This is a genomic window from Ensifer sp. 22460, assembly GCF_052044935.1.
GTDB lineage: Bacteria > Pseudomonadota > Alphaproteobacteria > Rhizobiales > Rhizobiaceae > Ensifer.
In genome coordinates this window covers 281,949-302,695 of sequence record NZ_JBQENZ010000006.1, presented here as the reverse complement: position 1 = coordinate 302,695, position 20,747 = coordinate 281,949, and the positions used below count along the sequence as shown (strand labels likewise).

The 20,747-nt window shown below is 62.7% G+C and carries 16 protein-coding genes and 1 pseudogene; 3 read left to right on the top strand and 14 right to left on the bottom strand.

The window, feature by feature from the left end; all coding sequences use genetic code 11:
- The 5 genes and pseudogenes from ACTJKM_RS10260 to ACTJKM_RS10240 all read right to left on the bottom strand — a co-directional run.
- The coding region (locus ACTJKM_RS10260) for a helix-turn-helix domain-containing protein (RefSeq protein WP_440639882.1) at positions 1-328 on the bottom strand (328 nt) is incomplete at its 3' end.
- A 303-nt stretch (positions 329-631) separates the two neighbouring features.
- Positions 632-1,708: a plasmid partitioning protein RepB gene (gene repB / locus ACTJKM_RS10255; RefSeq protein WP_440635750.1), complete on the bottom strand. Its 1,077-nt coding sequence runs from the start codon at positions 1,706-1,708 to the stop codon at positions 632-634.
- A gap of 4 nt (positions 1,709-1,712) precedes the next feature.
- A complete protein-coding gene (repA, locus tag ACTJKM_RS10250; protein ID WP_440635760.1) occupies positions 1,713-2,966 on the bottom strand; it encodes a plasmid partitioning protein RepA in 1,254 nt (417 codons plus the stop codon).
- Between the two features lie 264 nt (positions 2,967-3,230).
- Positions 3,231-4,426, bottom strand: a pseudogene (locus ACTJKM_RS10245) (amidohydrolase); the annotation flags it as partial.
- A 147-nt stretch (positions 4,427-4,573) separates the two neighbouring features.
- Positions 4,574-4,960 (bottom strand): hypothetical protein, encoded by a 387-nt coding sequence (locus ACTJKM_RS10240; RefSeq protein ID WP_057251743.1) that lies wholly within the window; start codon positions 4,958-4,960, stop codon positions 4,574-4,576.
- A gap of 395 nt (positions 4,961-5,355) precedes the next feature.
- On the opposite strand from ACTJKM_RS10240, the gene ACTJKM_RS10235 reads away from it, so the two are divergent.
- Both ACTJKM_RS10235 and ACTJKM_RS10230 read left to right on the top strand, forming a co-directional pair.
- The gene (locus ACTJKM_RS10235; RefSeq protein ID WP_440635748.1) at positions 5,356-6,573 is read left to right on the top strand and encodes an SfnB family sulfur acquisition oxidoreductase; all 1,218 of its coding nucleotides are present in this window, start codon (positions 5,356-5,358) and stop codon (positions 6,571-6,573) included.
- Between the two features lie 79 nt (positions 6,574-6,652).
- Positions 6,653-8,050 (top strand): LLM class flavin-dependent oxidoreductase, encoded by a 1,398-nt coding sequence (locus ACTJKM_RS10230; RefSeq protein ID WP_440635746.1) that lies wholly within the window; start codon positions 6,653-6,655, stop codon positions 8,048-8,050.
- 88 nt (positions 8,051-8,138) lie between these two features.
- Here ACTJKM_RS10230 and ACTJKM_RS10225 read toward each other — a convergent pair whose 3' ends face one another.
- The 7 genes from ACTJKM_RS10225 to urtA form a co-directional block, all read right to left on the bottom strand.
- Positions 8,139-9,368 (bottom strand): acyl-CoA dehydrogenase family protein, encoded by a 1,230-nt coding sequence (locus ACTJKM_RS10225; RefSeq protein WP_113512636.1) that lies wholly within the window; start codon positions 9,366-9,368, stop codon positions 8,139-8,141.
- Positions 9,369-9,480: 112 nt separating this feature from the next.
- A complete protein-coding gene (locus ACTJKM_RS10220) occupies positions 9,481-9,939 on the bottom strand; it encodes an RrF2 family transcriptional regulator (protein WP_029742909.1) in 459 nt (152 codons plus the stop codon).
- Between the two features lie 313 nt (positions 9,940-10,252).
- Positions 10,253-10,948, bottom strand: a complete 696-nt coding sequence (urtE, locus tag ACTJKM_RS10215) for an urea ABC transporter ATP-binding subunit UrtE (protein WP_057251746.1) — start codon at positions 10,946-10,948, stop codon at positions 10,253-10,255.
- A 35-nt stretch (positions 10,949-10,983) separates the two neighbouring features.
- Positions 10,984-11,748 (bottom strand): urea ABC transporter ATP-binding protein UrtD, encoded by a 765-nt coding sequence (gene urtD / locus ACTJKM_RS10210; RefSeq protein ID WP_057251747.1) that lies wholly within the window; start codon positions 11,746-11,748, stop codon positions 10,984-10,986.
- A 5-nt stretch (positions 11,749-11,753) separates the two neighbouring features.
- Positions 11,754-12,914, bottom strand: coding sequence for an urea ABC transporter permease subunit UrtC (gene urtC, locus ACTJKM_RS10205; protein WP_058329825.1), 1,161 nt, complete (start codon positions 12,912-12,914; stop codon positions 11,754-11,756).
- Entirely contained in the window at positions 12,911-14,527 is a 1,617-nt protein-coding gene (gene urtB / locus ACTJKM_RS10200) for an urea ABC transporter permease subunit UrtB (protein ID WP_440635742.1), read from the bottom strand. The genes urtC and urtB overlap by 4 nt, the downstream gene beginning before the upstream one ends.
- 179 nt (positions 14,528-14,706) lie before the next feature.
- Positions 14,707-15,999 (bottom strand): urea ABC transporter substrate-binding protein, encoded by a 1,293-nt coding sequence (gene urtA / locus ACTJKM_RS10195; RefSeq protein ID WP_057251750.1) that lies wholly within the window; start codon positions 15,997-15,999, stop codon positions 14,707-14,709.
- Between the two features lie 350 nt (positions 16,000-16,349).
- Between urtA and ACTJKM_RS10190 the strand changes: the two genes are divergently transcribed.
- Entirely contained in the window at positions 16,350-17,699 is a 1,350-nt protein-coding gene (locus ACTJKM_RS10190; RefSeq protein WP_440635739.1) for an adenylate/guanylate cyclase domain-containing protein, read from the top strand.
- Positions 17,700-17,714: 15 nt separating this feature from the next.
- On the opposite strand, the gene ACTJKM_RS10185 is transcribed toward ACTJKM_RS10190, so the two are convergent.
- Positions 17,715-19,649, bottom strand: coding sequence for a DUF5054 domain-containing protein (locus ACTJKM_RS10185; RefSeq protein ID WP_218373163.1), 1,935 nt, complete (start codon positions 19,647-19,649; stop codon positions 17,715-17,717).
- 11 nt (positions 19,650-19,660) lie between these two features.
- Positions 19,661-20,701, bottom strand: a complete 1,041-nt coding sequence (locus tag ACTJKM_RS10180) for a LacI family DNA-binding transcriptional regulator (RefSeq protein WP_058329821.1) — start codon at positions 20,699-20,701, stop codon at positions 19,661-19,663.
- Positions 20,702-20,747: the final 46 nt, after the last annotated feature.

Here is a 20,747-nt window from a genome sequence, read left to right as displayed (position 1 = left end):
TGTGCCGGACAAGGAAACGGTGCAGCGCCGACTTGCTGATGGCGATGCCCTGAGCTGCAAGGGCATCACGAAGTTCGAACAAGGTGCCGTCCCGGTGTTCCTCAAGCCACGACATGATCGCGTCGGCGTTGGCTTCGGTTTTGTACGAATGACGGTCTCCACCCAGCGGACCCGGTCGAACATGGCCCTGACGGACTTGCAGGTTTCGCCACCGGCTCACGCTGGCCGCACTGACGCCAAAGCGCTCGGCAGCCTCCCGGTGCGACGCTCCGGCTGAGACGGCGGCAAGAACACGTGCGCGAAGATCAACGGAAAGGGCTTTCGACATTATCTGCCGACCTCCATCGGCAGAAAGTTTGAATCAGAACCCATCTGATTTGCAAAGCCCAAATGATTCAATCAGTCAGGGAAACGCTCTAATGTATAACCTGCAACATTCCGCATTTACTTCATAAGATAATTACTGCCGACACCGATTTAATACTCATCGCCACCAAACGTACACATCAATCATTCCGTATCTAAACGAGGATCAAACGCAAACATCCCATTAGTTAGCCGGGGATGCGATGAATTTATACTGGAAGTGGTTGCGAGGTCTGATTATAACCCCAAGTGAAGCCGCTGCTGGTCAGCCTTCGCGGCCGGCCGTGAAAGCCGCATGGCGCTTGGCAAGCAACTCGGCAACCTCGTCGATGAAGGCAGGATCGACGTCGGCGGCAAACTCGATGCGGGCGTTCTTGCCGTCGCGCTTCAGCTTGGCAAAGGCCCGTCCGCCGGCGTCGACCATTGTTTCCGGCTTCATCGTTTCCACCTTCGGCTTACGCGACAAGCGGGTGAAGAGAATCTGGAACCGGTGGTCGCTTTCGGCTTCGAGGAAGCGGCGGGAGCGGCATTCTTCCTGCGCGGCCTGGACCGCGACCTCGTCTTCAAGCAGCGCACCAAACGCCATCCAGCGCTCGCGGCCGACCTTCGGAGCCGGGCCGATGGCGCGGGCGATAACAGGCGGCACGCCTTCGGCAACCTGGATCAAACGCGACAGCTCGCTCTTCTGCACGGCGAGCGCCTCGCCGATCACTTTGCGGTCGAAGCCGCGGTCGGCAAGCGCGGAGGCAAACATCGCCCGTTCGATGAAGGAGAGGTTGCGCCGCTCGGCATTTTCCTTGCCCTGTGCGAGCACCAGCTCGTCGTCGGTGAGCGGCCGGACGATCGCTTTGACCTTGATGCCGAGGCTGCGCACGGCGTTGAGGCGCCGGTGGCCATAGGCCGTCTGGTAGCGGCCGTGCTTCTCCGGATGCGGGCGCACCAGGATCGGCGACTGCTGGCCGCTGTCGCGAATGCTGTCGGCTAGCGCCAGGAAATCCGGGTCGTCGGTTTCGCCGTCCGTCAGACGATCGCCGACGAAGGAGGCATCGACCAGATCCGGATCGAGATCGACGACGCGCTCGCCCTGCGTCAGGGCTTCGCGCAGCGCGCGCGCCTCTTCCGCCTCGCGGGTGATGCTGCCGAGAGAAAGGCCCATGGCCTTGATCGCGCCGGAAGCGGCGCGGGGAACTTCGGCAAGCGGTGCCTTAGCGGCCGCGGACCCGGCGGGCTGAGCGCTCGTTGCAGTGGCAGGCTGCACTTCATCAGCCGGCGCGGCCGGACCTGCCGGCTGGACATTGCCGGAGAAGAGGGCGCGCAGTTCGTTCTTGCGATTGCCAGCCATTCGATCAGCGCCCCCATGCCGCATGAATGAGCGCTTCGATCTCGCCGTTGACCGAGTTCAGCGATTCGACCGCGCGGTCGTAGGTGGCGCGCGTAAAATTCTCGCGCCCGACCTCGTAAAGCGTCTGCTTCGTCAGCCCGGCGTCCGAGACCGCCGTCGATTTCACCATGGCCGAGGTCAGCACCCGCTCACCGAAGAGCGAGCGCATGAAGCCGACGATCTGTGCCTGCGGCCCGTCGTTCGGCTCGAAGCGTGTGACGAGATAGCGCAGGAAGTCGAAATTCAGCTCGCCACCGGCCTCGCGCACGACGCTTAAGAGATCCGACGTCATGTAGAGGAACTGGTTCATCGAGGCGACGTCGAGCATCTGCGGATGCACCGTGACGATGACGGAGGTCGAAGCGCAAAGGGCCGAGAGTGTCAGATAACCGAGCTGCGGCGGGCAATCGATGATGACGACATCATAGTCATCGGCGACGCTGGCGAGCGCTGTCTGCACGCGGGCAAAGAACAGCGGGCCGGCGTCGCTGCCGTTGTGGCGAGCGCTCAGCGCCTGCGGCGTCGTATGCTCGAATTCCTGAAGCTCGAGGTTGCCGGGCACGAGATCGAGGCCGTCGAAATAGGTCTTGCGGATGATGTCCTTCAGCGGCCGCGCTTCGGCGTCGTAGCGGATCGCGCCATAGAGCGTGTCGTTGCCGGTGAGGTCAAGCTCCGGCTGATAGCCGAAGAGGGCGGAAAGCGAGGCTTGCGGATCGAGGTCGACGGCCAGCACGCGATGGCCTGTCATAGCGAGATATTGCGCGATATGCACCGACGAGGTCGTCTTGCCGGAGCCGCCCTTGAAGTTGGTGACAGAGATTACCTGCAGGTGCTCGCCTGCTTCCCGGTCACGCCACTTGAGGTAGCTACGCGCCTTGACGGCATTGCCCTTGGCCAGCGCCTGTTCGGCGAGATGACGGCGAAGCGCGTTGATGTCGGAGAGCGAATAGGACCGGCGACCGCCGAGCCCCGTATCCGGCTGTGGGCCCTCGCCGGCAAGCGAAAGCTGGCGCAGATACCCGTCGGAGACACCGATCAGCTTAGCCGCCTCGCCCGAGGTGAAACTGCGAAGCGTCTTCATCGCCGTCGGCGGGAAGAGCCGCTCGCGCATGGCCTTCAACTGGTCGGAAAGCGCGCGCGCATCGGCCGCGATCGCTTCGTCGGCCGGACGGCGAGCCTGGGAGTGATCCGCGTCCTGCCTTGCCTGGGTTGCCGTCATCGTCATTTCGCCCTACTCCTTGCATGCATCGCGGCACAACGCTGCGGCGATGCACTAACAGAGATTTAATCCAAATACGGCCAATCAGCACTTATTCGAAAAACTCCGTAACAGAGATGCCGGAGCTTCTGATTCGCGTCAAGACTTCGACCGCGATCGGCGGCAATGGCGAGCAACACGCTGGGGGTGCCAATCTCGCAAAAGAAAACGCCCGCGACGGCGGCGCGGGCGTTCGACAAAACCGTCAAATGGCAATGAGAGCTTGGGGCCGATGTGATCCGGGATCGGGCACTGATAGGGTTTATCCTCTGTTTTTTCGCGCCACTCCACCTTTGCGCGCGCCAGCAGATTGGCATCGAGGATCAGATCGAGACCCGTTGCCGCCAATGATTTCGCCGCATGGGCGAAAGCCTTGTGCGCGGCCGGGCTCTTGCCCTGCGCCACCACCTGCCAGGTGTGCGGCGCGGTGCCGATCGCCCAGGCGGGTGCCCAGCATTGCGCGGTCGGGGTGATCCAGCTCACATCGCCGACATCGGTCGAGCCGGCACGGAAATGTGACTGCCCCTCGAAATCGCGAAGGCCGAGATGCAGGCCGTCGAACCGTCGAGACGGCTGTTGGCGAAGACGTCGCCCTTGATCTGGTAGAGCCGGATGCTGCTCGATATCGCCTCCGGCGTCAGCGTCTTCTGGATGTCCTTGGCAAAGGCGATGTCGGCCTCGTCGAAAGGCATCGGGCCGAGCGCCACCATGTTCTGATGGATTGCCGTCTCCAGTGCGATGTTGGGCAGAAGGTTCGTCGCCGCGCGATCGAAGACGATCTCGACCTCGGTCTCGGTCATCATCGCCGCGCCCTTGGCGATCTTGTCGATCCGCGCAGCCAGCGCCAGTGCTTCCGGCATCTGCGGCGCCCGCACCAGATAGAGCGCCTCGGCACGCGCCTGGACGACGTTTGCCGCCTTGCCGCCCGCATCGGTGATCGCATAGTGCACACGGCAATCCTGCGGCATGTGCTCGCGCAGGAAGTTGACGCCGACATTCATCAGTTCCAGCGCATCGAGCGCACTGCGGCCGAGATGGGCGCCGTTGGACGCATGCGCCGCCACACCCTTGAAGCGGTAGTAGATTTCGAGCACGGCGAGATTGTTGGTCGAGCGAACGCCGTTGAAGGGTGCGGGATGCCAGGTCAGCGCCGTATCGACATCGGCGAAGACGCCGGCGCGCGCCATGAAGGTCTTGCCGGAACCGCTCTCCTCGCCGGGGCAACCATAATAGCGTATCGTACCCGGCAGCCCGTTGTCCTTCAGGTAGCGGGTAAGCGCGACGGGAGCGAGCAACGAACCGGTGCCGAGCAGATTGTGGCCGCAGCCATGACCCGTACCACCCTTGATTTCTCCCTGCGCTTCGGCGACGCCGGCCACTTGGCTCAAACCGGCCAGCGCATCGAACTCGCCAAGGAAGGCGGTTCGTTCGAACATCCGCTAGCTCCCGTGTTTACGGGAAGGCGATCCGGCAAGAAAGGGGTGCGACACCGAGCGTCGCGAAATCGATCGCCGAACGGCGCGCCATTGGTGAGGAGCGCGCGAACGCGCTCCTCAGGGATTCACCGATCAGGCATTGGCCTGCACCGGATGGTTGAAGCGCTCGGCAAAGACCTCGATCGAGCCACGACCGAAGCTGCGCAACTGCCGTCGCGTAAGAACAGCCATCACGCGTGCCGCCGTCGAGACGGTCATAGCGTCGAGCGGACCTTCACCGCTCCAAGGCTTGTTCAGCCGGTCCGTGACGATGCCGAGGAGGTTCGCCGGCATGATGTCGGTACAAGGTTTCATCCAATCGAAGACTTCGCTGATCGGAAGCAGCTTACCTTCGAACGCAACGAACGGCTCGGGCATGTTTGCGCCCCAGTCGTCATAGGCCTCCAGAGCATCGCGAAACAGGTTCTGCAGCGTGATGGAGGCGTGCCCTTCATGTAGAGCAGGCAGGAAATTCGTCATTTGTGTCTCCTTCAGTGGTTAAGGCCGGGAAACGCGAATGGCCAATTCTGTCAGCATGTGTTTGTGTTCGTGCCGGGTGGCCGATACTCTGTGGCCACGCGACTGGTTAAACTGCAGGCGATGACGCAATGCGCAAATCGGGTGATAGTTCCCTGAGCCGCAGTCAATTTTGGCGGGAAATCGGCACGCACGCACGCCGCATGCCGCGACCAAGGTTTCCCCCCGCGGCCTCCCCCCGACTCGATATTAACGATCCCGCCCCAAAGGTAAACACCGGGCCGCCATCGCGGCAGAAACGAAAATCTCAAATCGATAATTTCTATAGAATATACTATCTTACCCGGCTCTGCCAGATAATTCACTGATATGCACCTCAATCGACAGGGAGCAGTCACATGGGAACGATCTCGCGGCTTTCCGAGAAAACACGAGCCCCGGCGCACCGGATCGAGAGCGAAGAGGAAGCGCTGTCGATCGCCCACGAACTGGCGGCGGAATTTGCGAAGAGCGCCAATGTGCGGGATACGGATCGCATCCTGCCCTTCGACGAGCTCGATGCGCTGGCCCAATCCGGCCTGCTCGCGATCACCGTGCCGCCGGAATACGACGGCATCGACGTCTCCAATGCAGTTCTGGCGGAGATCACCGCCATCCTCGCGGAAGCAGACAGCTCGATCGGCCAGATCCCGCAGAACCACTTCTACATTCTGGAAGCGCTGCGCACCGATGGCACCGAAGAGCAGAAGGCGTTCTTCTTCGGCCGTGCGCTTGCCGGCGACCGTTTCGGCAACGCCCTTTCCGAGCGCGGCACGAAGACCGTCGGCGACTACGCGACGCGGTTGACGCCCGATGGTCCCGGTTTCCGGCTGAACGGGCGCAAGTATTATTCGACCGGCGTGCTGTTTGCCGAATGGATCGTGGTCTTCGCTCTGGATCCAAACGACAAGCTGACCATGTCGTTCTTGCCGCGCGGCGCCGAAGGATTGCAGATCATCGATGACTGGGACGGCTTCGGCCAGCGCACGACCGGCAGCGGCACGACCGTGCTGCAAAATGTCTATGTCACCGCCGATGCGGTGGTGCGCCATCACCGCGGCTTCGAGCGCCCGACGACGATCGGCTCCGTCGGCCAGATCATTCATGCCGGCATCGACCTCGGCATCGCCCGGGCGGCCTTTGCCGAAACCCTCAATTTCGTACGCGATCATGCGCGGCCCTGGATGGACAGCGGCGTGGAGAAAGCGGCCGACGACCCGCTGACGATCGCCCGCATCGGCCAGCTCGCCATCCGCCTGGAGGCGGCAACCGCCACCGTCGAACGCGCCGGCAAGAAGGTCGATGTCGCCCAGATCAACGGCACCGAGGAAAGCGTCGTCGTGGCAACGCTTGCCGTTGCCGCGGCGAAGGTTCTGACGACCGAGATCGCTTTGGAAACGAGCAACACGCTCTTCGAACTCGCCGGAACCGCCTCGACGAAGATCGGGCTCAACCTCGACCGGCATTGGCGCAACGCCCGCACCCACACGCTGCACGACCCGGTGCGCTGGAAGCATCACGTCGTCGGCAACTACCACCTGAACGGCGTCAAGCCGCCGAAGAACGGCGCACTTTGATCCCATTGACCGCGCACAAGCGGCCCGAGGCGTGACCAACGCTTCGGGCAACGCCCAAGCTTGCCCGAAGGAGAACTCCATGAGTCGCGAAATCCGGCTGAATGCCTTTGACATGAATTGCGTCGGCCATCAGTCGCCGGGGCTCTGGACCCATCCGCGCGACCAGTCCTGGCGCTACAAGGACCTCGACTATTGGGTGCATCTGGCAAAAACGCTCGAGCGCGGCAAGTTCGACGGCCTTTTCATCGCCGATGTGCTCGGCGTCTACGACGTGCTGAACGGCAACGCAGACGCGGCTCTTCGCCATTCGGCCCAGGTTCCGGTCAACGACCCCTTACAACTGGTGCCGACGATGGCCCATGAAACGGAACATCTGGGTTTCGGCCTGACGGCGTCGCTTTCCTTCGAGCATCCCTACACCTTCGCCCGCCGCATCTCGACACTCGATCATCTGACCAAAGGGCGGATCGGCTGGAACATCGTCACCTCCTACCTGAACAGTGGCGCCCTCAATGTCGGCCAGGCGCAGCAGACGCGCCATGACGACCGCTATGATCTCGCAGAGGAATATCTGGAGGTCTGCTACAAGCTCTGGGAAGGCAGCTGGGAGGACGGTGCCGTCGTCCGCGACCGTGCAACCGGCATCTTCACCCATCCCGACAAGGTGCACCCGATCAATCACCGCGGCCGCCACTTCACCGTCCCCGGCATCCACTTGAGCGAGCCTTCGCCGCAGCGTACGCCCGTGCTCTACCAGGCTGGCTCTTCGAGCAGAGGCAAGGACTTCGCCGGGGCTCACGCCGAGTGCATCTTCGTCGCCGCGCCCTCAAAGACCGTATTGAAACGCTATGTCGTCAATGTCCGGGAGGCGGCAGAGCGCGCCGGTCGCAACCCGCGCGAAATCCTTGCCTTCAATCTGCAGACGGTGATCCTCGGCGAAACCGATGCCGAGGCGAAGAAGAAGTTCGACGAGTACCGCAGGCACGTCTCCTATGAGGGCGCACTGGCGCTGATCTCCGGCTGGACGGGCATAGATTTCGGCCAGTTCGCGCCGGACGAACCGCTGCGCCACCGCTACACCAATGCTGTGCAATCGGCCGTCGAGACCTTCACGACCATCGACCCGGATCGCGTGTGGACGGTGCGCGAGATGGCCGACTGGGTCGGCATCGGCGGCTTCGGACCAGTCTTCGTCGGCTCGCCTTCGACGGTCGCCGACCTCATGCAGGAATGGGTCGAGGAGACCGATGTCGACGGCTTCAACCTCGCCTATGCGGTCACGCCCGAGACCTTCGAGGACGCCGTCGACCTGCTGGTACCGGAACTGCAGAAACGCGGCGTCTACAAGACCGACTATCGCCAGGGCACGCTCAGGGAAAAGCTGTTCGGCGCCGGGCCAAGGCTTGCAGCGCCGCATCCGGGCGCCGGCTATCGGGATCTCGGCGGACAGCGACAAGCAATCGCAGCCTCCGCTTAAGGCGGGGCCATCCAATAAACGCCGCCGGGACCTGGTCCAGGCGGCGTTTTTCTTTCAGGCCGAGGCGATCGCGCCTGCGGGGCAGAGCTCAGCTGTAAAGGCTTACCGGCGGGATCCGGCCGTTCAATGCGAAATCGCCGACTTCGCGCGCCTTGTAGGCGACCGGATCGTGCAGCGTGTGAGTGCGGACATTGCGCCAGTAACGATCGAAGCGATAGTGCCCTGCCGTGGCGCGTGCGCCCATCAGCTCGAAGACCTTCGTCGTCACGTCGAGCGAGACCTGGGTCGAGTGCACCTTGGCGGCATAGGCCTCGATCGCCGCTTCACCGCGCGTCTCGGCCGTCACCGACCTCCCCTGCGACAGTGCCGCCTCGACGGTTACCGCCGCCGTATCGGCCAAGGCGACCGACGCCTTCAGGCTCGCCTGCAACTCGCCGATCCGTTCGAGGATGTAGGGATCATCGCCGGCGCGTTCGACACCCGATGTCACCCAGGGACGCGTCGTGCTGCGGACGTAGTCGAGGGCCGCGGCAAGCGCACCTTCCGCCGTGCCGAGGTAGAAATTGACGAAGACGAGCTGGATCAGCGGCGTGTTGAACGTCGCCTGCACCGCTGGCGGATCGGAGGGATCGGCAAGCGGCAGGATGAAATCACGTTCGTAGACCGGGAAATCGCGGAACTCGACGCTGCCGCTGTCCGAGAGGCGCTGGCCGATATTGTCCCAGTCGTCGTTGGTGATGTAACCCGGCCGGTCGGTCGGCACGACGAAATTGGCAATCTTGCCGTCGATCGCGGCGTTGACGTTGATGCGGTCGGAGACATGCGCGCCGGTCGAAAATGTCTTGCGGCCGTTCAGCACATAGTGGCCACCGCGCCGTTCCAGCGTGAGGCCGGGATCGCGCGGGTTGACCGCGGCCCCCCAATAGAGCTGCCGCTCGACGGTCTCCGCCCCAAGCACCCAGGCCTGCTTCGGATCGGCAGCGGCCCAGTAGACATATTGGCTGTTGACGTAGTGATAGCCAAGCAATTGGCCGATCGAGCTTTCGCCGCGCGCGATGATGCGCACCAGCCGAAGCCCGTCGACCCAGCTCAGCCCCGCTCCGCCAATCTCGGGCGAATGCAGTGCCGTCAGCAGCCCGGCCTGGCGTAGAGCCTCTATCTCTTCCCGCGGCGGCGCGCCGACGCGGTCGAGTTCGGCGCCGCGGCGGACAAAATCCGTAGACAGCGTCTCGGCGCGGGCAAACAGCTCCCGCCGTTTTTGATCATGTGCGCTGTTGTCGGCCGCCACCGGCTCTTTGAGGAAATGTACGTTGCTCATCCGCCTCTCCATGGTTGAGGCGAAATAATGCACATATTATATAGATAATAACAGCAATCTAGTTCCACAGCGGCGCGGCCGTTGGAAATGTCCTACCCGCTTCCGCGCCGCCTCAGCCCGCCTCGGCATCGCGCAACGCCACGATCTCGGAGGCGTTGTCATTGGCGGCGAACTGCTCCAGCGTCATGTTGTCGAGGATCGAGGCGATCGCGTCGCGAACATTGCTCATCGACTTGCGCACATGACAGTTGACCGGATCGGCGCAGTCGTCGCAGGCCTCGAAGGCGGTGCGGCTGGCACAGCGGATCGGCGCCAAGGGCCCATCCAGCGTCCGGATGACCTGGCCGATGCGGATGTCGGAGGCTGGTCGAGACAGAGAATAGCCGCCGCCCGGGCCCTTCTTCGAGCGCAGGATGCCGGCATTGCGCAGTTCGAGAAGGATCGCATCCAGGAACTTCTTCGGAATATTGTTCCGCGTGGCGATCTCGGTGATGAAGGCGGTCTCTCCGGGCTCCAGTTGAGCCAGGTCGACAAGGGCCTTGAGCCCGTATTTTCCTTTTTTGGTCAACATGTCACTTCGCTTTCGTGAACAAGAAGGCCGCCACAAATCCGCTCCTCAGGCATTTGCCGGAGGTAACGGGTTGTGACGGCCGCACTCTTTCGCTTAGGATGTCCTACACCCAAACCGCACCATTCTCAAGAAATTACGTAAGTTACTGCATAGATTTAGTGCGCTTTCTTGGCGCTTTCATGGCAGAGATGGCGATTTCTCATAAATGAGCCGTCGGTGGACTGAGGTTCGGTCCGCGGCGCCCGCACCTGCGCACGCGAGCGGTGGCGCCGCTTGCAGGACACCTGACACCCGAGATGCCGGTAGCGGGTGATCAAACCGTGAGATGTCGCCGAGCCTCGGCCGTATCCAACGTCTCTGGCGGCCCCTCGTGCACCACGGCGCCGCGGTCCATGATGTAGACGTGATCGGCGAGTTCCCGGCAGAAATCCAGATATTGCTCGACCAGCAGGATCGCCATTCCGGTCGAATCCCTGAGGTAACGGATCGCGCGGCCGATATCCTTGATGATTGAAGGCTGAATGCCCTCGGTCGGCTCGTCGAGCACCAGGATCTTCGGCCGTGTCACCAGTGCCCGGCCGATCGCCAGTTGCTGCTGTTGCCCGCCGGAGAGGTCGCCTCCGCGGCGCCCAAGCATCGAACGCAGAACCGGAAACAGATTGAAGACGTCTTCCGGTATGGAGCGATCGCCCCGCTTCAGCGGGGCGTAGCCGGTTTCGAGGTTCTCCTTCACCGTTAGCAGCGGAAAAATTTCACGGCCCTGCGGCACGTAGCCGATGCCTTCCTTGGCACGGCGGTAGGGCGCCATACCCGCGAGTGCTACGCCGTTGAAGCCGATCGCGCCGGCGCTGACCGGATGCTGACCGGTAACGGCCCGGAGCAGGCTCGACTTGCCGACACCGTTGCGGCCGAGCACGCAAGTGATCCTGCCCATCTCGGCGGTGATCGATACGTTGCGCAGCGCCTGCGCGGCACCGTAGTGAAGATTGACGTTTTCGACGCTCAGCATGGCGCGCCCTCCTATGACGTTTGCTGGATGGGGCATTACCGGCCGAGATAGTTCTCGATGACCTTCGGGTCGCTGCTGACGAAGTCGATCGAGCCTTCCGCCAGCACTGCACCTTCGGCAAGGCAGGTAACCTTGACCCCCAATTCGCGGATGAAGCCCATGTCGTGCTCGACGACCACCACGGATCGGGTCTTTGCGATCTCCTTGAGCAGAACCGCGGTCTCGGCCGTTTCCGCATCCGTCATCCCGGCGACGGGCTCGTCGACCAGAAGCAGTTCCGGCTCCTGGGCAAGCAGCATGCCGATCTCCAGCCACTGCTTCTGGCCGTGCGAGAGGTTGGCGGCGAGATCGTCGCGACGCGCAGAAAGCCGGACGGTCGCAAGGATTTCCTCGATCCGAGCTTTGTCCGCGGCCGTCAGCTGATAGAACAGCGTCGCGAAGACGCCTCGTCTTCGGTTCAAGGCGAGTTCAATATTGTCCCACACCGTATGGCTTTCGAAGACCGTCGGCTTCTGGAACTTTCGGCCGATGCCGAGCGAGGCGATCTCAGCCTCGTCCTTCTTCGTCAGGTCGATCCCGCCCTTGAAGAAAACCTGCCCCTCGTCGGGTCGGGTCTTGCCGGTAATGATGTCCATCATCGTCGTCTTGCCGGCCCCGTTTGGGCCGATGATCGCCCGCAGTTCGCCGGGTTCGATGACGAAGGAGAGCGCGTTGAGCGCCTTGAAGCCGTCGAAGGAGACGGAGACGCCATCGAGATAGAGAAGGCTGGTCGGTTTGGTCTGGCCGATCGTCTGGTTCATGTCGCCTACTCCGCCGCAATGGGTTCAACAGCAAGATTGTCCGGCGTTTCGCCCGTCTGCGCCCTACGCTCAGCACGCCGGCGGGCGAAATAGGCGCTGGCCGTTCCGACGACGCCCTTCGGCAGGAACAGGGTGACGAGCACGAAAAGACCGCCGAGGGCGAAGAGCCAGAATTCAGGAAACGCAGCGGTGAAGATGCTCTTGCCGCCGTTAACGAGGATGGCGCCTACGATCGGGCCGATCAGCGTGCCGCGCCCGCCGACCGCCGTCCAGATCACCACCTCGATCGAATTGCCGGGTTCGAATTCGCCGGGATTGATAATGCCGACCTGCGGCACGTAGAGCGCGCCGGCGATGCCCGCCATCATCGCCGAGACGGTGAAGGCGAAGAGCTTGATGTGCTCCACCCGGTATCCGAGGAAGCGGGTGCGGCTTTCCGCGTCGCGCACGGCGACGAGCACCTTGCCGTATTTGGAGCGAACGATCGCCGAGGTGAGGATGAGGCAGAGCGCCAGTATCAGCGCCGAGACCGCGAACAGTGTGGCGCGCGTGCCATCCGCCTGGATGCTGAAGCCGAGGATATCCTTGAAATCAGTCAACCCGTTGTTGCCGCCGAAGCCCATGTCGTTACGGAAGAAGGCGAGCAGCAGCGCATAGGTCATCGCCTGGGTGATGATCGACAGATAGACGCCGTTGACGCGCGAGCGGAAGGCGAACCAGCCGAAGATGAAGGCGAGCAGCCCCGGAACCAGCACCACCATCAGCGCGGCGAACCAGAACATGTCGAAGCCGTACCAGAACCAGGGCAGTTCCTTCCAGTTGAGGAACACCATGAAATCCGGCAGCAGCGGATTGCCGTAGGAGCCGCGCGCGCCAATCTGGCGCATGAGATACATGCCCATGGCATAGCCCCCGAGCGCGAAAAAAGCGGCGTGCCCAAGCGAAAGAATGCCGCAGAAGCCCCAGACAAGATCGAGCGCCAGCGCCAGCAGCGCATAGGTGAGATACTTGCCGAACAGCGAGACCAGATAGGTCGGCACGTGCAGCGGATGGTCGGGCGCGGTCAGAAGGTTGAGCGCGGGTACGGCGATGGCAAGACCGAGGAGGATCGCCACGATGACGAAGATGCTGCGATCCAGCGATTTCATCAGAAACGAGGTGATCATGCTTCGACCGCCCTTCCCTTGAGCGCGAAGAGCCCGCGCGGTTTCTTCTGGATGAACAGGATGATCAACACGAGCACGAGGATCTTGCCGAGCACGGCGCCGGCATAGGGCTCGAGGAACTTGTTGAGGATACCGAGCGAGAAGGCGCCGACGAGCGTGCCCCAGAGGTTGCCGACCCCGCCGAAGACCACGACCATGAAGCTGTCGATGATGTAACCCTGGCCGAGATTGGGCGAGACATTGTCGATCTGCGACAGCGCCACGCCTGCCATGCCGGCGATGCCCGAACCGAGTGCGAAGGTCAGCGCATCGACCCAGGGCGTGCGGATGCCCATGGAGGAAGCCATGCGGCGGTTCTGGGTCACCGCCCGCATCCGCAGGCCCATCGATGTCCGTTTCAACAGGAACAGCAGAGCGGCAAAGACGGCCAGCGCAAAGACGATGATCCACAGCCGGTTCCAGGTGATCGTCAGCCCGCCAAGCTCGAAGGCGCCGGACATCCAGGAGGGGTTGCCGACCTCACGGTTGGTCGGCCCGAAGATCGAGCGCACCGCCTGCTGCAGGATCAGCGACAAGCCCCAGGTGGCAAGCAGGGTTTCCAGCGGGCGGCCATAGAGGAAACGAATGACGCCGCGTTCGATTGCAAGACCAACGGCGCCGGTGACGAGAAAGGCAAGCGGCAAGGCGATCGCCAGCGACCAGTCAAAAAGCGCGGGATAGGAATTGCGCACGACCTCCTGCACCATGAAGGTCGTGTAGGCGCCGAGCATGACCATCTCGCCATGGGCCATGTTGATGATGCCCATGACGCCGAAGGTGATCGCGAGCCCGATCGCCGCCAGCAGCAGAACGGAGCCGAGCGAAAGGCCGTACCAGACATTCTGGCCGGCGCTCCAAAGCGCCTGGGTCTGTTCGATGCGGGCGATCGCCGCCTCGATATCGGGTTTGAGGGAAGCATCGGCAGTGGCCAGCGCGGATGTCAGAACGGCAAGCCCGTTGCGCCCATTGCCCTCGGCAAGGAGTGTTATCGCCTGGTGCTTTTCATCGTCGCCGCGATCCGAGACGAGCAGCGAAACCGCACGTGCCTCGTCGAGAACCTTGCGGACAGTTGCATCCTTTTCGGCCGCGATGGCCGTCTCGATCGCCTCGAGCGCATCGGCATTCGGCGTCTGCAGCATCGACTGCGCCGCCTTCAGTCGCGCGCCGGCGTCATCGCTGAAAAGGGTCAGGCCGCCCAGCGCGCTGCGAACCGCGCGGCGCACGGCATTGTTGACCTTGACCTTCTGCATCGCCGCCTTTGGCGCTTCGCCGGCTTCCATGCCTGTCACGGGATCGACGAGCAACAGGTCCGCGCCTTGCGCCTTGACGAGGAAGACCTTGCCGTCGGACTTGCGCTGGTAGAGTTCCCCCTCGCCCAACGCCTCCAATACGGGAATGACCTTGGCGTCACCGGTCTTGGCGAGCGCCGAGATCCGCTCGTCCATATCCGAAAGTTTCGCGGCGCCGAGTTGGTCGACCAGCGCACCAAGGTCGTCCGCCGCACGCAGACCGACCACATGGGTCGATATCAACAGGCACAGCGCAACAAACAGGATCTGCAGAATTCGGTACATTACCCTCTCGCTCGGGTCTTGCCGTGTCGCGTGGGCGACTGGCGTTTCGGTCGAGGATTTCACGTTAAGATCCCTCCGCCCGGCCGCATCATCGGACGGAGGGATGCTTGCCCCCGGATTTCGTCATGCAAGGATTGGCCGGGCGGACTGCCCGCCCGGTCTATGACTCGGTGATGAAATCAGGAGCCTTTGCCGCCGCACTTGCCGGTGGCGACGTTGAAGTTGCCGCACGACATCGGCGCGCGCCAATCGGAGATCAGGTCCTTGGAGTCCGGCAGGTAGTCGGACCATTCGTCGCCGACGACGAGGCCGGGGGTTTCCCAGACGGTCTCGAACTGGCCGTCGCCCTGGATCTCGCCGATCAGCACCGGCTTGGTAATGTGGTGGTTTGGCATCATCGTCGAATAGCCGCCCGAGAGGTTCGGCACGGAGACGCCGATCATCGCGTCGAGAACGGCGTCGGTATCAGTGGTGCCTGCCTTCTCCACTGCCTTCAGCCACATGTTGAAGCCGATATAATGCGCTTCCATCGGGTCGTTGGTCACGCGCTTGTCGTTCTTGGTATAGGCCTTCCAGGTCTTGATGAACTCGGCATTGGCCGGCGTGTCGACCGACTGGAAATAGTTCCACGCCGCCAGATGCCCGACAAGCGGAGTGGTATCGAGGCCGGCGAGTTCCTCTTCGCCAACCGAGAAGGCGACGACCGGGATATCCTCAGCCTTCACGCCCTGGTTCGCCAGTTCCTTGTAGAAGGGTACGTTGGCATCGCCGTTGATGGTTGAGACGACGGCGGTCTTCTTGCCGGCCGAACCGAACTTCTTGATGTCGGAGACGATCGTCTGCCAATCGGAATGGCCGAAGGGCGTGTAGTTGATCATGATATCCTCGGGTTTCACGCCCTTGGAGATGAGATAGGCCTCGAGGATCTTGTTGGTCGTGCGTGGATAGACATAGTCGGTGCCGGCGAGCACCCAGCGCTCGACGCTTTCGTTCGCCATCAGATAATCGACGGCCGGGATCGCCTGCTGGTTCGGCGCGGCACCGGTATAGAAGACGTTGCGCTGGCTTTCCTCGCCCTCGTACTGGACCGGATAGAAGAGGATCGAATTGAGCTCCTCAAACACCGGCAGGACCGACTTGCGCGACACCGAAGTCCAGCAGCCGAAGACCGCCGAAACCTTGTCGACCGAGACCAGCTCGCGCGCCTTTTCGGCAAAGAGCGGCCAATCGGACGCCGGGTCGACGACGACGGCTTCGAGCTTCTTGCCGAGCAGGCCGCCCTTCTTGTTCTGCTCGTCGATCAGCATCAGCATGGCATCTTTCAGCGTCGTCTCGGAGATCGCCATGGTGCCGGAAAGCGAATGCAGGATGCCGACCTTGATCGTGTCATCGGCGGCGAAGGCGCCGTTGAACGCCGTCGTCGACAGGACGGCAGCCAGGAATGCGCCGGTGACGCTTGCCTTGATATTCATCTGATGGAACCCCTCTCGTTCTGGAGCAACAAGGCCTTCGGTGCTTTTTAGCCGTTGCTTGAGGGGATCATCGGACAGCCACGCTGCACTGCACATACGTCATTCTACGTAGGCGCCGGGGGCAAAGAGGAACGGCCGACGACGGGAAGGCCGAAGCTCACGCACAATTGCGCCGTCATGCTTGACCTTGCCACCGTTGGAAGCTCTAGAACCAGACACGCCAACGGCATCGGACCGCGCAATCGCGTCACGGAATCGACGCGAATCGACTGTCAGCAAGGGCCGGCAACGACAGCAACGGTCGTGCTTGCGCGGGGGGCAGGGTGTTTCAAATCTCGGGGCCGACAGGCATGACGTCTTCATTGCATCCCCATTGGGACTTCGCCCGCGAAATGCGTTCGATCCTGCTTCGCTTCGTCGCTTTCGCCATCCTGCTCGCAAACCTCCTGCTCGGCGGCAACGAGGGCGCAGAATGGATGCACGCGATCGTCGTCGTCAGCTATCTCGCGATCAGCATCGCCTCCGTGGCGACGGCCCGCTACCTGCCTGGCCGTTCGTGGCTGAAGACCTTTTTCGTGGTCCTCGACGCCGTGTTGGTCGCGCTGCTCCTCTACGCGCATATTCTTGCCGGGCCGGTGACGGAAAACCACAATCTGACGACCACGGGCCTGGTCGTCGCCTTTATCCTGCTCGTCCATGTCGGCCTGAAGCTCGAACGTCGGCTCGTTCTCATCTTTTCAAGCATCGTGCTCGTTGCCTGGGTGGCGATGCTCGCAACGACCGCCGCGAGGCATCAGGCCGCCGGCACGCTTTCCCTGCTCGGATCGTTCTTCAACCAGGATCTCGGCCTGACCGTCAGCTTCGGTTTCACTGCCTTTGCCATCTATCTTCTCGCGCGCGATCACGACCGCACCCGCAAGGAAGCGCTAAAAGCGGATCAACGACGCCAGAACCTCTCCCGGTTTTTCTCGCCGCTGGTGGTCTCGGCGCTGCAGGAAAAAGGCGATGCGCTTGGCCTCGAACGCCGAGACGCTGCGATCATGTTCGTCGACCTGCGCGATTTCACCCTGTTTTCCGAGATAGCCCCTGCTCCTGAACTCGCCTTCGTCCTGGCGGAGTATCGTCAGCTCGTCTCGCAGACGATCTTCGAGCATGGCGGCACGGTGGACAAATTCATTGGCGACGGTGTGATGGCCGTCTTCGGCCAGCCGAGGCCCATGGACGACGACGCAGACCGGGCGATGGCCTGCGCGCTTGATCTCGTCGACGCGCTCAACGACTGGAAGAACCACAATGCGCTAAACGGCCAGCCCGCCCTCGATGCCGGCATCGGCCTGCATTACGGTAAGGTGGTCGGCGGCGTGCTGGACAGCGGTTGCCACAGCGAATTCACGGTCATCGGCGATGTGGTCAATGTCGCCCAGCGCCTGGAAAGCCTGTCCAAATCGCTGGACGCGCCACTGGTGGTATCGGCCGCGCTGATGGCGCGCCTCCGGGCCCCCGTTCCGCCCGCCAACTGGCTGGCGCAGAACGACGTCTCGCTACCCGGTCGCAGGCTGCCTGTCGATGTCTGGTATCTGCCCCGCCACGCCGCAGGCATGTCCGCCGCGTCGACGTCCCCCTATGGGAGCGGCACCATGCAAACCGCTCTCAGGAGACCGGTTTTCCAATCAACCGATTCCGACGCCCGCACGGGATAGTCCATGCCTCGTCGCTTACCGGCCACCGAGGCTGAGCCTGAAGCGCGTCGTGAAATCGCCGCCCCACCACATGGGAAAGTTGGTGCCCCATTTGTTGTTATGGATGTTGAAACGGATGCCGGCGGAATAATCGGGCAGATCCTTGCAGAAGGCCATGAACGGCCATGCTTGAGGTGCTACCAGCGGCGTATCGAGGTTCTCGACCATCAGCTCTGCGCCTGCTTCGTGCGTCCCCCGGACGGCCGTGACCGCCTGAAGTTGGGCACCGCCGGCACGGGCGAAATTGTCGGTCGCGTGCCAGAGCCCCATCTTGCGCACGAGCCACTCAGAGCGCCCCTCGGGCGTGAACGACAGGAAGCTTGCTTCCGGCATACGGTTGGCATTCTTGCCGTAGAGCGTCAGCCGGATATCGAGGCCGTCCTTCCCGCCGGAGAATTCAATGGCGATCTCAGCCGGTGCGCCGAATTGCTCGACCGCCTCGGCCGGCATTGCCGCGACGATCGACGTCGCCGTCGTGCCCCGAAGCTTAGGTGAATAGGTTTGCGAACGGGCCTCCGCGACCTGGGCAAGCCCGGGCTTGTCATGATCGAGCACCGCCCAGTCCATCCAATGCGTCAGGTAGGTATCCATGTGACGGCGCACATCGCCGGCATCATAACTTTCGTAGCGATAGGCGATCAGCGAGCCGTTGGCGCCGCGGATCGTTCGACCGTCGGGCGCTGTCAGCGCGGCAACGTCGCCCGTTACCGGATCGAGGTCGATGACCCAGCCGCCAACTTCAAGTCTTGCTGCAGCACTGCCAGGTTCGGGCCGCGGCGAAACGGCAAGCTCGGCAAGCGCCGCTTCGGCGCGCGCGGCATCCTCCGCATCCAGCTCCGCAACGGCCTGGTCGAGATAGGCGCGCTGCTCCGCCCAGGATGCCTCCGTATAGTGGAAACGAGGATCCGTCTTTCGCGCCGCCTCGAAAGCCGGGCGCGCCCAGGCCTTTTCGTCGCGCAGGAAAGATTTGATATCGACGCCGCAGGTGTGTTCGGCAACCAGCGCCAGCTTGCGCCCGAAGGCCTGACGGCTCGCCGTCATCCGCTCCTCAGCGAAGCGACCGTAGAGCCGCTGCAGTGCGAGATAGCGGGAGATCTTTTCCGGATCGGTGCCGCTGCCGTGGATCCAGCTATCGCCGAGTTCCTTTTCCACGACCGGGAAGCGCTCGCGTGCCTCCCACATCAATGCGCCGTAGTCCTCAAGCGTCGCCGCGCGCACGCTGGCGCCGGGCTCGTGCTTCAGGATCTCGCGATAGGCTTCGGCCGTCTGCGACACGCTCTGCGGTCCGATATTGTCGCTCGTATGGGCGAAGCTCAGGCCGTCGGAAATCCCCTCCGGGAAATAAGTCTCGCCATAGGAGCGCTGGTACATGACGACGATTTCCGCGCCATCAGGCGCCCGCCAGCGGTAAACGTCAGGGATTTCCGGCGGCGGCGATGCCGAGTTCACGCCGATGTGCAAGAAGCGTACGCCGGCTTGCGCCAAGAGCGGCACCATGCCGAGCGTATGGCCGGGCACGTCGGTCATCTTGGCGGCGATCGTCTTCAGGCCGAAGCGGCGGTCGAGCTCCTGCGCATAGGAAAGCCCGGTGCGAAAAAGGTCCGGCGACATCAACTCCGTATGCGTCGTGAACGGCAGCGCGTGCCAGCGGATCAGGCCGCGCTCGATCGCCTGCTCCAGCCGCGCGACCTCTTCCTTCGAGCGAGAATTCAGGTGATCCCAGATCAGCCAGGCGCCCGTCGTCCAGACGAACAGCGGCTCGTCCGGGTTCTCATTGTAGAAGTGTGCGCCGGTTTCGATCGCCTGCGGAATGAAGCGCTCGTGATACTGCTTTCGGATCTTCTCGGCGTGATCGGTAAAGCCGATGTCGAGATGGGTCTTGAAGACGACGTGGATGCGTTTTTTGGTCATGTTCGCTACCTTCAGCCGACGGTGCCCCGCACGATCAGGCGGGTGTTGAGTGTCTCGGTAAACGGCTCGGCATCGGGCGCACGAAGCCGCATCAGGATGAGGCGGACGAGCGCACGCACGCGCTCTTCGAGGTCGATGCGCACGGTGGTGAGGTTGTAGCTCTTCCAGTGCGCCTGCGGGATGTCGTCGAAACCGACGACCTTGACGTCCTCAGGCACCGAAAGCCCGAGCTCGTGGCGCAGCGCGTCGATCGCGCCGAAGGCGCCGACGTCATTGGCCGCAAAGATCGCATCGGCGCCCTCGCCGATCCGGAACAGATCAAGCGTCGCCTGGTAGGCGGTGTCATAGGTGTAGTCCCCGGCAAGCAGGATCGGCGCATCCATGCCGCGTTCGGATAACGTTTCTCTGAGCGTGCGCTCGCGCTCGGCATTGGCGAGCGACTGCGCCTTGCCGCCGAGATAGGCGATGCGGCGCGCGCCATAGCCCTGAAGCAGGGCCACCGCCTGTTCGATGCCGTTTTTCTGCCGGACGAGCAGCCGGTCATAGAGTGTGCCGGATGCGGCGCCTGCAAACTGCTTCACGTCGTCGTAGATCACGTAGATCGGCACGGCGCGGTCGAGAAAGCCGCAGAGCACATCGGGCAGGATGTTTTCGGTAAAGGCGATCACCGAATCCGGATTGAAGCCGCGCATATAGGTGAGCAGGCGCGGATCCATGCTGAAATCAGCCTTGGCCTTGAAGAGCAGCGTGGCAAAGCCCTCCGCCTGCAGCGCCGTCGTCAACGCGTCGATCTCCTGGCTCTCCCAGGGACTGCAGACATCAGGCACGATCATGCCGACGAGGTGCGAACGTCCGGTAACCAGCGAACGCGCCGCCATGTCGGGCGTGTAGTTTAACTCGCGCGCCACCTTGAGAATGCGGTCACGTTTTTCCGGCTTCAGCGAGGCGTTCGGGTTGAAGGCCCGGGACACCGCGACACGGGAGACATTGGCCGCGCGCGCCACCTGGTCTGCGGTGGCTCGGGCAGCTTTCTTTTCGGCGCGATCGTTCATCTATCCGTCACAAAATGAAAACGTGTTCACTCACAAAAGAGGACAA

Coding starts and splice junctions, on each gene's coding strand:
- ACTJKM_RS10230 (WP_440635746.1), top strand. CDS start 6,653: ATGAGTCGCGAAATCCGGCTGAATGCCTTTGACATGAATTGCGTCGGC.
- urtE (WP_057251746.1), bottom strand. CDS start 10,948: ATGCTGAGCGTCGAAAACGTCAATCTTCACTACGGTGCCGCGCAGGCG.
- urtB (WP_440635742.1), bottom strand. CDS start 14,527: ATGTACCGAATTCTGCAGATCCTGTTTGTTGCGCTGTGCCTGTTGATA.
- repA (WP_440635760.1), bottom strand. CDS start 2,966: ATGACGGCAACCCAGGCAAGGCAGGACGCGGATCACTCCCAGGCTCGC.
- ACTJKM_RS10240 (WP_057251743.1), bottom strand. CDS start 4,960: ATGACGAATTTCCTGCCTGCTCTACATGAAGGGCACGCCTCCATCACG.
- ACTJKM_RS10185 (WP_218373163.1), bottom strand. CDS start 19,649: ATGACCAAAAAACGCATCCACGTCGTCTTCAAGACCCATCTCGACATC.
- ACTJKM_RS10235 (WP_440635748.1), top strand. CDS start 5,356: ATGGGAACGATCTCGCGGCTTTCCGAGAAAACACGAGCCCCGGCGCAC.
- repB (WP_440635750.1), bottom strand. CDS start 1,708: ATGGCTGGCAATCGCAAGAACGAACTGCGCGCCCTCTTCTCCGGCAAT.
- ACTJKM_RS10225 (WP_113512636.1), bottom strand. CDS start 9,368: ATGAGCAACGTACATTTCCTCAAAGAGCCGGTGGCGGCCGACAACAGC.
- urtA (WP_057251750.1), bottom strand. CDS start 15,999: ATGAATATCAAGGCAAGCGTCACCGGCGCATTCCTGGCTGCCGTCCTG.
- ACTJKM_RS10220 (WP_029742909.1), bottom strand. CDS start 9,939: ATGTTGACCAAAAAAGGAAAATACGGGCTCAAGGCCCTTGTCGACCTG.
- urtD (WP_057251747.1), bottom strand. CDS start 11,748: ATGAACCAGACGATCGGCCAGACCAAACCGACCAGCCTTCTCTATCTC.
- ACTJKM_RS10190 (WP_440635739.1), top strand. CDS start 16,350: ATGACGTCTTCATTGCATCCCCATTGGGACTTCGCCCGCGAAATGCGT.
- urtC (WP_058329825.1), bottom strand. CDS start 12,914: ATGATCACCTCGTTTCTGATGAAATCGCTGGATCGCAGCATCTTCGTC.
- ACTJKM_RS10180 (WP_058329821.1), bottom strand. CDS start 20,701: ATGAACGATCGCGCCGAAAAGAAAGCTGCCCGAGCCACCGCAGACCAG.